Origin of the sequence: Flavobacterium eburneipallidum (assembly GCF_027111355.2) — a bacterium.
GTDB classification, from domain to species: domain Bacteria; phylum Bacteroidota; class Bacteroidia; order Flavobacteriales; family Flavobacteriaceae; genus Flavobacterium; species Flavobacterium eburneipallidum.
On record NZ_CP114291.2, the window covers coordinates 844,006 to 857,370 of the forward strand.

Annotated in this window: 10 protein-coding genes, 1 tRNA gene and 1 pseudogene; 9 read left to right on the forward strand and 3 right to left on the reverse strand. The window is 32.8% G+C overall.

The genetic code is table 11. The features are described from left to right. Nucleotides 1-10 precede the first annotated feature (10 nt). A complete protein-coding gene (locus tag OZP15_RS03580) occupies nucleotides 11-1,024 on the reverse strand; it encodes a zinc-binding alcohol dehydrogenase family protein (protein ID WP_281337030.1) in 1,014 nt (337 codons plus the stop codon). Nucleotides 1,025-1,582: 558 nt separating this feature from the next. On the opposite strand from OZP15_RS03580, the gene OZP15_RS03585 reads away from it, so the two are divergent. The 6 genes and pseudogenes from OZP15_RS03585 to OZP15_RS03610 all read left to right on the forward strand — a co-directional run bounded on the left by OZP15_RS03585 (nucleotide 1,583) and on the right by OZP15_RS03610 (nucleotide 7,976). Continuing rightward, entirely contained in the window at nucleotides 1,583-3,232 is a 1,650-nt protein-coding gene (locus OZP15_RS03585) for an ABC transporter ATP-binding protein (protein ID WP_281337031.1), read from the forward strand. An 11-nt stretch (nucleotides 3,233-3,243) separates the two neighbouring features. Continuing rightward, nucleotides 3,244-5,313: a glycosyltransferase gene (locus OZP15_RS03590; RefSeq protein ID WP_281337032.1), complete on the forward strand. Its 2,070-nt coding sequence runs from the start codon at nucleotides 3,244-3,246 to the stop codon at nucleotides 5,311-5,313. Further along, the gene (locus tag OZP15_RS03595; protein WP_281337033.1) at nucleotides 5,310-6,287 is read left to right on the forward strand and encodes a UbiA family prenyltransferase; all 978 of its coding nucleotides are present in this window, start codon (nucleotides 5,310-5,312) and stop codon (nucleotides 6,285-6,287) included. Before OZP15_RS03590 ends, OZP15_RS03595 begins: the two co-directional genes overlap by 4 nt. 146 nt (nucleotides 6,288-6,433) lie before the next feature. After that, nucleotides 6,434-6,760: pseudogene (trxA, locus tag OZP15_RS03600) on the forward strand (thioredoxin); the annotation flags it as partial. Between the two features lie 128 nt (nucleotides 6,761-6,888). Continuing rightward, nucleotides 6,889-7,815, forward strand: a complete 927-nt coding sequence (locus tag OZP15_RS03605) for a DUF58 domain-containing protein (RefSeq protein WP_281337034.1) — start codon at nucleotides 6,889-6,891, stop codon at nucleotides 7,813-7,815. 87 nt (nucleotides 7,816-7,902) lie between these two features. Further along, nucleotides 7,903-7,976, forward strand: a tRNA-Asp gene (locus tag OZP15_RS03610). Between the two features lie 262 nt (nucleotides 7,977-8,238). Here the strand turns inward: OZP15_RS03610 and OZP15_RS03615 are convergent. Then, nucleotides 8,239-9,225: a T9SS type A sorting domain-containing protein gene (locus tag OZP15_RS03615; protein WP_269227112.1), complete on the reverse strand. Its 987-nt coding sequence runs from the start codon at nucleotides 9,223-9,225 to the stop codon at nucleotides 8,239-8,241. Nucleotides 9,226-9,328: 103 nt separating this feature from the next. Continuing rightward, nucleotides 9,329-9,667 carry a T9SS type A sorting domain-containing protein gene (locus OZP15_RS03620; protein ID WP_281337035.1) on the reverse strand — a complete coding sequence of 113 codons (339 nt, stop codon included), beginning with the start codon at nucleotides 9,665-9,667 and terminating at the stop codon, nucleotides 9,329-9,331. Nucleotides 9,668-9,914: 247 nt separating this feature from the next. On the opposite strand from OZP15_RS03620, the gene OZP15_RS03625 reads away from it, so the two are divergent. From OZP15_RS03625 to OZP15_RS03635, 3 genes are all read left to right on the forward strand, one after another. Then, complete coding sequence (locus OZP15_RS03625; protein ID WP_269227113.1) at nucleotides 9,915-10,598, forward strand: response regulator transcription factor; 684 nt, start codon at nucleotides 9,915-9,917, stop codon at nucleotides 10,596-10,598. A 40-nt stretch (nucleotides 10,599-10,638) separates the two neighbouring features. After that, entirely contained in the window at nucleotides 10,639-11,715 is a 1,077-nt protein-coding gene (locus OZP15_RS03630; RefSeq protein WP_269227114.1) for a sensor histidine kinase, read from the forward strand. Nucleotides 11,716-11,888: 173 nt separating this feature from the next. Continuing rightward, the gene (locus OZP15_RS03635; protein ID WP_281337036.1) at nucleotides 11,889-13,226 is read left to right on the forward strand and encodes a porin; all 1,338 of its coding nucleotides are present in this window, start codon (nucleotides 11,889-11,891) and stop codon (nucleotides 13,224-13,226) included. Nucleotides 13,227-13,365 lie beyond the last annotated feature (139 nt).

The following is a 13,365-nucleotide window of genomic DNA, read 5'->3' on the forward strand; positions in this document are numbered from 1 at the left end:
TAGTTAGTTATTAGTCTAATTCAATAAGTGCCTTGATAACATTATTTTTTGGGTCAATCCATTTGCCGAATTCGCCAATCATATCTTCAAAATTTGCTCTGTGAGTAATGTATTTGCTTGGGTCTATTTTACCCGCTTTCAAGCATTCGATTACGTATTCGAAATCTTCGGTAGTGGCATTTCTACTACTCATCAATGTCGATTCGCGTTTGTGAAATTCAGGATGACTAAAGGCTAATTCTCCTTTTTGCAATCCTACCAATACGAAACGTCCACCGTGTGAAATATAATTGAAAGCGCTATTCATGACATTTCTATTTCCTGTAGCGTCAATGACAACTGTAGGCATATTTCCGTTGGTGTATTCCTTTAGTTTTTCGACTACGTCTTCCGTCATTGGATTGATAATTTCATCCGCACCCAATTCCTCTTTACAGAAATTCAATCGGTATTGATTAATATCCATCGCTATTACTTTCGCACCAGCTATTTTTGCAAAATTGATTAATCCAATTCCAATTGGTCCAACTCCCATAACTAGAACGGTATCTTTTGCAGTCACAGCTGCTCTGCGAACTCCGTGTGCTGCAATAGCCAGAGGTTCTACTAGTGCTAATTGGTCGTAATCTAATCCTTGTCCGTGCAGTAAATATTGTTCAGGAACGCTAATGTATTCTGCCATTCCGCCATCAATATGTACGCCGAAAACTTTGATATTAGCACAACAATTAGTCAAACCATTGGTACAAGCGATACATTTTCCGCAGTGAAAATAAGGAATAAAAGTTACTTTGTCGCCTTTTTTGAATCCAGGAGCTTCACCTTCAATGTATTCTGCTGCTAATTCGTGCCCTAAAATTCTAGGATATTCAAAAAAAGGTTGAGTTCCTCCAAAAGCATGAATATCAGTACCGCAAACTCCAATTTTTCGAATTTTCAACAATACTTCGCCTTCTTTTCGAACAGGCATTTCTTTTTCTTTGATCAAAAACTCTTGTGGTTTTTCACAAACGATATATTTCATTTTAATGTATTTTGTTTATTGTTTTTTTGGATATTTTTATTCAAGTGTCAAAATAACACTTACAAATGTAGTAAATTAATTAAAACTAATGAATAACATTCATGGGTTGGCTGTTATCAAATTGTTTTTGTTTTTGCAAGGCTTTGCAAATTAAATTCTAAAGCAGTATATTTACAAAAGAGAGTCGTTTTTTATTGAGAAATTATTTTTAAATGCAATCTATTATTCGACAATCATTCTCATTATACCTTGAAAGTGAAGTATAGCTCTTGTTCTTTAAATTGATTCTTTAACGAGTATTTAAGCCTTTAGAAGATTTAAAACTATGGGTTAGTACAAATTGAGTAATTTTATTTTTGAAACAGATTGTCTATTAAAATTTTAGCCCCAAAGCCTGTAAACAAAACATAAATGATTAAAAAAAAGATACAAAAAGTACTCGTTAAAGCGAATATCAAAAGAGCCATTCTGTTAACTTGGTCAGTCTCAAAAAAGTTAACTATTCTTACCTTATTTCTTCTTGTACTTGAAAATGTGTTATGGCTTGGTTCCATATACATGTTAAAGCGTCTCGTAGATATTGTATCAAAAGCTGGTTACACAGAAAAAGGAGAAGAACTAGTAAATACGGTAATAATTGCTGGTGCAATCTCTGTAGGTTATGCTTGTGTAAGAAGTATTTCTGGATACTTTAGCGAATTACAATCTACTAAAGTGAATCATTTTGTAGATAGAAAAATACACGCACATACACTTTCTCTTGATTATAGTTTTTATGAAAATCCAGAATATCTTGATGTTTTAAAAAGAGCTCGCGAAGCAGGGATGGACAAGCCTTATGCAGTTGTTAGTTGCGTATTTGATATGGCAAAAAATGCTATTATGATGGCATCGGTAAGCTATATTTTAATATCTATAGATTGGTTGTTGCTTCCATTACTAACACTTTTTGTCTTACCAATTTTAATTAGTAAAATATTTTTCTCTAATAAAGACTTTCAACTATATCTTAAAAATACTGGATTAGAGCGACAAGCTTATTATTTGAGCTCATTGATTACTGTTGACACATTTGCCAAAGAGATGCGTACATTCTTATTAGGTGATTATATTTTTTCAAAATATATAAAGATTAAAGATTCATTGATTGATGAGCAACTGGCATTAAGTCGCAAAAGAACTATTAATGAATTGATGACTACGGGTATGGCAACAACCGCCTTCTTTAGTGTTACAACTTATATTCTTTTCGGAACATTAAGTGGTAAAACTAGCGTAGGAGATGTAGCAGTTTTTCTCGTTATCTTCCCACAATCCTACACCATTATGCAAGCTCTTGTGTCGGCTATTACTAATTTGTATCACAACAATATGTATGTTTCCAATATCTTTAAACTTTTTGATTTGGAGCCATCAGTAGAAAACAGGACATCTTTAGAATCGTTTAACGAAGAAGAAGAAAATGGAGAATTGATAATTGACAATGTTTCATTTCAATATCCGTCTAGTAAAGAATTTGCAATTCAAAATGTTTCACTCAAAATACCAGCTGGAAAAATTGTTGCTCTAGTAGGTTTGAACGGAGCAGGTAAAACTACATTAATTAAATTGATGTGTAAGCTTTATGAACCTACACAAGGAGCCATATTTTTTGGCGGACATGATATTAAAAACTATAGTTCTTCTCAATACAGAAAAAAAATAAGTGTTGTTTTTCAGGATTTTGTAAAATACAATTTAACTGTAAATGAAAATATTTGGTTCGGAAACATTCACCACGAGCCATCCTATGAGGCTATAACCAAAGCTGCCATTAATGCTGGAGCGGCTAATTTTATTGATGATTTCCCTAATAAATATGATACTGTTCTGGGTAAATTATTTGATGATGGTCATGAAATAAGTATTGGACAATGGCAAAAAATTGCTATTGCAAGAGCATTTTACGGCGACTCTGATCTTGTTATTTTAGACGAAGCCACCAGTGCTCTTGATGCAATAGCCGAAGCAGAATTGTTTAAATCATTTCGCTCTAGAATAGGAAATAGATCGGCATTAGTCATTAGTCATCGTTTATCTACAATTAAACAAGCGGACTTTATATATGTACTTTCAAACAAAGGAATTACCGAATCAGGTACTCACGAAGAACTTATTAAACTAAAAGGAAAATATGCTTCACTTTATGAAAGTGATTCAGAATTATAACTTGTAATATTATGGCTGAAAGTAAAAAAATTTTAATTGTAACTTGTAGCGAAGGAGATTGGGGCGGAAGCGAAGAATTATGGGCAAGAATGTTACCTTATCTCATCAATTATGGCTATAGTATTGCAGTATGTAAAGATAAAATCAATTTTGAGCACATTGAATTTAAAAAACTCAAATCAATAGGAGTTAATTTACATGAATTAAATCCTTTCTCACTACAGCCCAATTCTAAACATTCAGAAGATACCCTTGAGGCTATGCTTGATAATGAAAAATTTTCGCTTGTTGTAATTTCGCAAGGCATAAATTTTGATGGTTTAGGACTGGCTTATACCTGTCTTTTAAGAAATATTCCTTATATTCTTATTTCTCAAAAAGCAGTTGATTCTTTTTGGCCTCACCACCTTGATCGAGTTGGAATGAGAAATGTGTATATCAATGCTGAAAAAGCTTTCTTTGTTAGCAAACACAATCTTACGCTAACCGAAGAACAATTTGGCATAAGATTACGTAATGCTCAAGTTATACCAAATCCCATAAAAATTGAACGAAAACCACAAAATTTTCCAAGTACTGATCAAGGTTATCAACTAGCCTGTATTGGTCGTTTCTTATTAATAGACAAAGGGCAGGATATCTTGATAAGAATAATGGCACAGGAAAAATGGAAAGAAAGACCTATAAAAGTGTCATTCTTTGGGCAAGGACCTGACAAAGCAGCACTTATGGATCTTGCATCATTATTGGGAGCCAATAATGTTGAGTTTTTAGACCCACAATATGACATAGAAAAGTTATGGGAAAATTACCATGCGCTAGTATTGCCCTCTCGATTTGAAGGAATGCCACTAGTACTACTTGAAGCAATGGCTTTAGGTAAAACAGCTATAGTGTCAGATGCAGGCGGTAGTGCCGAGCTTATTGTAGATAGTGTAACAGGTTTTATAGGACAACCCAATACTATTGATTTTGAACAAGCCTTGGAGCGTGCTTGGCAAGCACGTGAGGATTGGCCAACTATTGGGCTCGCAGGATTTGAAAAATTAAAAAAATATATGCCAGAGTTACCCGAGCAAAATCTAGCAGATGAAATAAATCGCATTATAAATCAAGATTCACAGTTGGTTTCAGTTATTATTCCAACATACAATCGTGCTCATATTGTTGAAGATGCAATTATTAGTGTTCTCAATCAAACTTATCCACATGTGCAACTGATTGTAGCGGATGATGGATCAACTGATCAAACCGATGCGCTTATGGCAAAGTATCCACAAGTGACTTACATAAAACTGCATAAAAATTCTGGTCAGGCAATGGCAAGAAATGAAGGTTATATTTATGCAAGAGGACATTATGTAGCTACATTAGATTCTGATGATACTTGGGAGCCTGATTTTCTAAAAACTTGTGTTAATTTAATTAAAGAACATGATTTAGATTTTGTCTTTACAAATTGGATGCAAGATATGAAAAACGGTGAATTCATCGATCGTTTTAGTATCTGTAAAGTTCTCGAAAACCACCTTAATGCAACGACCGAGAATACAATTATTTTGGATGACAAAGAATTGAGAAAAATATATTTGAGTGGTTGTCCTTCACCTTCGTCTTCATTACTATTCAAAAAATCTTCGTTACGTTCCAACTGGTCTTCAGGATTGAAAATTGCCGACGACTGGTGCTTACTTATGGATATTATCTATACAAAACCCAGAAAAGCAGCTTTTACAAGAGATATTTTATGGCGAAAAAAAGTAGATGGATTTAATATATACGATGGAAGAGAGATGTATGACCTAATGAAGGATCTTTGGACTCACGATCTTAATTTACTTTACGATAGATTCCGAAAATATTTGACCACCAAGGAAAAAAAGGAAATGCGTACCAATCTTTCTGATAATTACTTGAAATATGCTTACTTTCAAATATGGCATAAAAAACAATATTTAAAAGGGATAAAAAGTGGTTATACTGCAATTTTATTTAACAAAACTGGAATCTTTAAAGTAATAGTCTATGAAACGAGTGTTAAAGTAAAAAGAGTGATTAAACATTTGTTGCGACTAAAATGACGAATCTTATAAAAATAATACGCGCTACAGAGTGGTGGGAATATAAATTTCCTCCCATTTTAGTAATACCCTATTTTATTATTTTATCTGATACTAATTTAAAATTATCAACAGTAGTTTGCAGTGTGCTATTTATCATAGCAGCACTCGTAGTTGGTGCGATATATGTATCAATACTGAACGATATCACTGATATAAAAGAAGATGCTATTGCAGGTAAAAACAACAATATGGCTAAACACAGTCGAGTGAAACAGTTTTTCATCTTGTCAATTCCCATCTGTTTAGCACTGTCATTTTGTTGGTTTTTAAGAGAAAACAATTTTGCACTTGCTTTTTACGTACTATCCTACGTTTCATTTACGTTGTATTCTGTGCCACCATTTCGTCTAAAAAAAAGAGGAGTGCTTGGTCTATTTGCCGATGCGTCAGGTTCACAAATGCTACCCACATTATTCGCAGTCACTTTTGTTTCTCATTATTCTCATCATCAATTATCTACTATTGAAATATTGGCTATAGCCGCTTGGTCATTATCCTTTGGTTTGCGGGGCATTCTTTGGCATCAATTCCATGACCTAGATAATGATGTGCGCAGTGGCTTATATACCATTGTGCAACGAATGGGAAGAAGAACTACCATAGCTACTGGATTGTTAATTATCACCATTGAATTAATCGCATTTTTATGGTTAATGTACGCAATTGGAAACCAGTATTTATACATAGCACTCCTGCTTTATATAATTTATATGCTTTACCGCATTAAAAAAACCGACCTAGAAATAATCATAATAAAATACACCAGCCCTAATTTTGACATTGTAATGAATGTCTTTTACCAAGTTTTTCTTCCTATTGCGACACTAATTTTAATTTCAACAAACCGCCCAGAATTTTTAGGATTAACAGCACTTCATTTGCTTCTTTTTCCAACAGGGTTCTACAGGGTCATTAAGAATATTTTTAATTAGTTGATGACTGTTAATAATATTAAAAATAGCAAATAATAATACATTCATAATTAAAACTAATTCACAAATGGCGTTTGATTTGTTTTTAATTTCTAAATTTGTACTCTAGTTTGAAACAGTAAAAAACAAACTTTAAACTTTTAAATAGATATATTATGGCATTAGCAATAACAGATGCTACTTTTGAAGAAGTAGTTTTGAAAGCAACACAACCAGTAATGGTGGATTTTTGGGCAGCATGGTGTGGTCCATGTAGAATGGTAGGTCCAATCATTGATCAAATTAGTGAAGAATATGCTGGAAAAGTAGTTGTTGGAAAAGTAGATGTTGACGCAAATCAAGAGTTTGCTGCAAAATACGGAGTGAGAAACATCCCAACGGTATTAGTTTTTCATAACGGAGAAGTAGTAGGAAAACAAGTTGGAGTTGCTCCTAAACAAACTTATTCTGATAGTTTAGACGCATTATTGTAATCTGTAAGATTATGATTTATATAGAAAGGTTTGGCGAAAGTCAAGCCTTTTTTGTTTTCAAAAAGGTTTAGATTTAAGTAATTTATCTTTTAATTTTTAATCATTCAATCTTTTAATACATTTGAGTTATGAAGATAGAATCACAATTAGATAAAATTTCCAGTTTTCAGCATCTTGAAATGTTGGCAAACCAAATTGTAGAAGGATTTATTTCAGGTATGCACAAAAGTCCATTTCATGGTTTTTCTGCTGAATTTGCTGAACACAAAGTGTATAATTTGGGAGAAAGTACAAAGCACATCGATTGGAAATTATTTGCTAAAACAGATCGATTATATACCAAGAAATTTGAAGAAGACACCAATTTGCGTTGTCACATCATCATCGATAATTCGTCGTCGATGCATTATCCAAAATTGCAAGACAAGCAACACTTTTTTCAAAACAAGATTGGATTTTCTGTTCTAGCTTCGGCAGTTTTGATGAATATTCTAAAAAAGCAGCGTGATGCCGTAGGCTTGAGTGTATTTTCGAATACCTATGAATATTTTGCTCCCGACAAAGGAAGTGATCGCCATCATCGAATGATTTTGAATGCGCTTGAAAATATTTTGGAAAAACCCAAATTACAAAAGAACACCGATACAATAACTTTCCTGCACCAAATAGCCGAAAAGATTCATCGACGTTCGATGATAATTTTGTTTACAGATATGTTTCAATCAAGCAATGAACAAGCTCTGTTTGATGCTTTGCAACACTTACGACACAATAAGAACAAAGTAGTTTTGTTTCATGTTATTGATAATAAAACTGAGTTAAAATTTGATTTTGATAATGCTCCAAGAAAGTTTATCGATGTGGAGACTGGTGATGAAGTAAATCTTTTTGCCGAAAATGTAAAGCAGGAATATGAAAAAGGAATCAATAATTATTTCAAAAAAATAGAGCAAACCTGCACGCAGAACAAAATTAAGTACATTCCGGTTAGTGTTGGAGAAAATTTTGAAAAAATTTTAACTGCTTATTTAGTTGAAAAACAAAACTTTGGGTAACGATTAAAAAAAAGATGAAATATTTTTTCAAAAAACACTTGTAAAAACGAAAATCTAGTGTATCTTTGCCACCGCAATAACGCAGTAGGTTTGGTAGTTCAGTTGGTTAGAATACATGCCTGTCACGCATGGGGTCGCGGGTTCGAGTCCCGTCCAGACCGCGAATATTGGGAAAGCGATTCAGAAATGAATCGCTTTTTTTTCCGATATAAAGCATTTAAAATAGTTGTGTTGTTTTCGCTACGACTTTGTAACTCGTGGCTCGGTTTAGTAGTTAGACCAATGGAAAGCTTTCCCTTTTAGGGATGGCTTTTTTAATTTTAGGACAATTTGATTTTTTTCAAAAACTTCAGAATAAAAAAAGCAGCAAAATATTTTGCTGCTTTTTTGTTTGTGTTAGTTTCTTTTAAAAAAAAAGATTAACTATTTAATGATTAATTTCTTGGTTTCGGTTTTTCCATCTTCAGTAATTTTGATGATGTAAACTCCGTTTTTTAAACCACTAACATTAATGCTGTTGTTTGTAGTAGAAGTTTTTAAAACTTGCTTTCCTAATACATCGAATAATACAACAGATTTTGCTGTGCTACTGCTAGATGTAATGTATAAAGTTCCTTTAGAAACTGGGTTAGGATAGATGCTTAATCCAGCGATTTCGTTTTGTTTAACTGATAAAACAAGGGCAGATGTAGTAACATAAGCCCAAGTGCTGCCAGCTCTTACATCATCAAACTCAACATTGCCAGTTCCGGCCAATGTTGCACTTCCAGATTGTCTGATGCAAATACTTGCGATTGAAGCTGGGGCTGCTCCTGCTCCAGATGCGTTAGTTAGAGCTGGTGTTGGTTCAGTGGTGTTATCTAAAGTAGGGTTTACAAATAAGTCAGCAGTGTTGTTAGTGCGGTTATATTTAACAACAACAAAAACAGGCGTTCCAACTGGATAATCTGTAGGTAAAAAAGTAGCAGCTGTTCCTGTTCCGCTATTGTTTACAATTCCAATGTTGAAAGTGTTTGCAGTTGTTCCTGTTTTTAATGTTAATCTTCCGACTAATGCAGTTACACTAGCGCCAGTAGTTCCTCCAAATGACATTGAATAATCTCCGGTAGTAGATAATAATGTAGTGTTTGGTACATTTAATACTGTAGAATAATATGCAGCTGTTGTAATAGCTGTTCCTATGCTTTTATTTGCATCTTCGCTATTTCCCGCAATCAAAGCAACTTTGTTTCCTGTAGGGGTTAGTCCAGAATATGTTAATGAACCTGATGCTATTGATAGTGGTGTTGTTCCGCTATGAACAGTCCATCCATTTGCACTCAATAATCCTGTTCCAGTAAAAGTGTCTGTTACTTGTCCAAAAGATAAAGAAGCCAGTAAAATAAAAGATAAAGTGTAAAGTTTTTTCATAATTAAATGTTTTAGATTCTTTACAAATATAGCAATAGTTTTTCCTTGTAGGAAAAAATCAATGTAAAAAAAACATTAAATTAAGGAAAAAGGTAAGAATAACTTATTTTACGATAAGCTTTCTAGTAGCAGTTGCTTCACCTTCATTTATCTTGATGATGTAAACGCCTGGAGATAGATTAGAAACGCTTAACTCTCTAGAGCTGATGGTGGTTTGAAGAACTTTTTTGCCTAAAACATCAAAAATAAGGATGTTTTTGTCGGAATCGTTTTTTGAGGTAATATATACTTTTCCATTGCTCACAGGGTTTGGATACAAGTTTAACCCTTCAATAGAAGTGTTATCTTGAGTTTTGGATTGTGACTTTGTCTCTTGAGCCGAAAGGCTAAAAGTAAAGAAAAAAACCAGTAAAGTGGCAATATAAAAGTAGTTTTTTGTCATTATTTCTGTTTAGAAAAAGTAAAGATATTAAAAAAACATTTCAAAAGATATACCAAACCGAATAAAATTGCGTTATCGTGCATTTTTTAGCGTAAAATTAACTATTTAAGGCTTTTTGTTTCTTCAATGTTATTTTTTTGTTTTTGATATATTACCAAATCGTTAACTTATTAATTTTGTTTCAATACTATAAGTGGTTTTGTTTTACATTTACGTTCACAAACACAAATTTAGCATTACCGTTACTATGAAAAAACGAAATACAAAGATTTTATTAGTGGATGATGAACCGGATATCTTGGAAATTGTAGGCTATAATCTTACTCAAGAAGGCTATCAAATTGTTACTGCTTCTAACGGTAAAGAAGCTATTTTGAAAGCTAAAAAAGAATTGCCTGATCTTATTATCATGGATGTGATGATGCCTGAAATGGACGGAATGGAGGCTTGCGAAAATATTCGAAAAATCCCTGAACTTAATAATGTAATCATCACTTTTCTTACGGCTAGAAGTGAAGATTACTCGCAAGTAGCAGGGTTTGATGCTGGTGCTGATGATTATATTACCAAGCCGATTAAACCTAAATTATTAGTAAGTAAAGTAAAAGCATTATTACGACGTTTGAAAGAACAAGAGATAAGTAGCGAGACACTGAATGTAGGCGGAATCGAAATTAATCGTGAAGAGTATAAAATCATAAAAGATGATGTAGTTATTGCATTGCCTCGAAAAGAATTTGAACTCTTCTATTTATTGGCTTCAAAACCTGGAAAAGTATTTAAACGTGACGAAATTTTAGACAAAGTTTGGGGTAATGAAGTGGTTGTGGGCGGTAGGACTATAGATGTTCATATTCGAAAATTACGTGAAAAAATTGGTGAAGATTTATTCAAGACCATAAAAGGAATTGGTTATAAATTTGAAGTATAATTTTATTGCTAAATTTGCCTGAAACATCCAATTTCTAAACATGAAGATTAGCTTCAAAAAAACCTACAAATTTGCCGTAGTATCGGCTTTATACATTAGTCTTTTTGCTACTATTTTCGTTATGTTATTAGCGACTATGGTGTTTCAATACACCCCAAAAAGAATCTTTCTTTTTGGAGGTGTTTTTCTTATCTTTATTTATGCCTTTTCATTTATTGTTGTTCAGTACAGAGTAGAACGCTTTATTTACCGTAGAGTCAAAAAAATCTACGATGATGTTTCTCTTTTAGAATCCAGTTCCTTTATCAATCAGCCTATAACGACAGATATGGAAACTTTGACCCAAGAAATGAAAAAGTATGCTACGGGCAAAAAACTCGAAATCGAAATGTTTAAAGTTCGAGAAGAATACCGAAGAGAATTTCTAGGTAACGTTTCACATGAATTAAAAACTCCTTTATTTACTGTTCAAGGTTATATTTCCACACTACTAGATGGTGCAATGGATGACAAAGTTATTCGAAAAAAATATTTAAAAAGAGCCGAAAAAGGAGTAGAAAGATTGATCTACATCGTTGAAGATTTGGATATGATTACCAAATTGGAAGTAGGAGATTTGAATTTAGAATTTTCGGAATTTGATATTGTCGAATTGGTTCAAAATATTTTTGATTTATTAGAAATGAAAGCCAATGAAAAGAAAATTAGCCTTGCATTCGAAAATAAAAAAATCCAACCTGTTTATGTAAAAGGCGATAAAGATCGCATTCAACAAGTTATCGAAAATTTAATTGTCAATTCAATAAAATACGGTAAAGAAGGTGGATTGACCGAGATTAGTATCGTCAACTTGACCAAAAGGAAAGTTTTAATTCGAGTAACCGATAATGGAGAAGGAATTGAAAAGCAAAATCTTCCGAGAGTATTTGAACGTTTTTATCGTGTGGATAAAAGCGGTTCAAGAACTGAAGGTGGCTCTGGATTAGGACTCGCCATCGTAAAGCATATTATCGAAGCGCATAAAGAAAAGATATATGTAGAGAGCGAATACGGGATTGGTTCTGAATTTTCATTTACATTACCTAAACCTAAAATTAATTCACAAACAAAAGATTAATTAACATTTGAAAAATAGGTATTATATTAATTCGTCTGTAATCAGCGGTTTATATTTTAGGTAAGTTAATTCAGTTTTAATTCAACATTAATTTATTGTCAACATAATATTTTGTTAACATTAGCTTAACATAGCAGTAGCACCTTTGCAAAAAAATAAATCATAAAACAAAAATGAAAAAATTTTTATTTGCAAGTTTGCTGACTGCTTCTCTTTCAGTAAATGCACAAGAGGTAAAGAAAGACGAAATAAAAAAAGAAGTAGTCCGTATTTTAGACTCTATCAATTCTGCTAACAAAAGCAAACAAGTAGAAAAAGATCAATTAATCCTAAAAGAAAAACTAGATAAAGAGAAAGCTGAAAAAGAATCTTGGTATAATAAGCTTTCTATAAGAGGATATGTTCAAGTTCGTTACAACGGATTATTTTCTACAAACGACAAAGTTTCTTGTGATCAATGTGATAAGTCCTGGGGTACAACTTCTACAGCTCCAGACGCAAAATCAAACAATGGTTTTTTTATAAGACGAGCTCGTATCGTTTTTTCGGGACAAGTTCATCCTAATGTATATATTTATATTCAACCTGATTTTGCTAGTTCTCCAGCATCAGGTGTCAATCATTTTGCACAACTAAGAGATGCTTATGCTGATATATCATTCGATAAGAAAAAAGAATTTAGAGTAAGAATCGGACAAAGTAAAGTGCCTTATGGTTTTGAGAATATGCAATCGAGCCAAAATCGTTTGACATTAGATCGTAACGATGCGATGAATAGTGCTGTGGTTAATGAACGCGATTTAGGAGCATTCTTTTATTGGGCACCAGCCGAAGTAAGAGAACGTTATGTTATGCTTATAAAAGACGGTTACAAAGGTTCGGGAGATTATGGTGTGTTTGCATTTGGAGCCTATAATGGTCAAACCGCTAATAAAACAGAAGGAAATAGGAATCTTCATGTAGTTTCTAGAATAACTTATCCTTTTGTTATAGGAAATCAAATAATTGAGCCAGGATTGCAAGCTTATACTGGAAAATGGGCTTTTACAAGTGAATTATCTACAGGGGTAACCACTCCAAATAAAATAAATACACTTGATCAAAGAGTAGGAGCTAGTTTTATATTGTATCCAAAACCATTTGGTATTCAAACAGAATATAATATTGGAAGAGGACCTCGTTATGATAAAGTAACTAATACCGTTGATGTTTCTAGTTTAGAAGGTGGTTATGTTACTTTAAATTACAAATGGGATGTAAATTTGGCCAAACATCATTTTATCTATCCTTTTGCCAAATTTCAGTATTACGATGGTGGAAAGAAATTTGAAAAAGATGCTAGAAGTTATATCGTAAGAGATTATGAATTCGGTATAGAATGGCAACCGTTCAAGGCATTTGAACTTGTAGCTGAATGGGTTGTTGCTGATCGAACTTTTGAAGATAGCGCACTAAAAAATAACAGACAGCGTGGTAATTTATTACGATTACAGGCGCAAATTAATTTTTAAATTCTATTGAATAAATACAAAGAGGTTATTTCGTGAATTAACCTCTTTTTTTTGCTCAATAAAATTAACTTAATAATTCTTCATTGTAAAGTAATTGTAAAAATTACTCAAATAGTAAAGATTGAATAATGCTGACTTA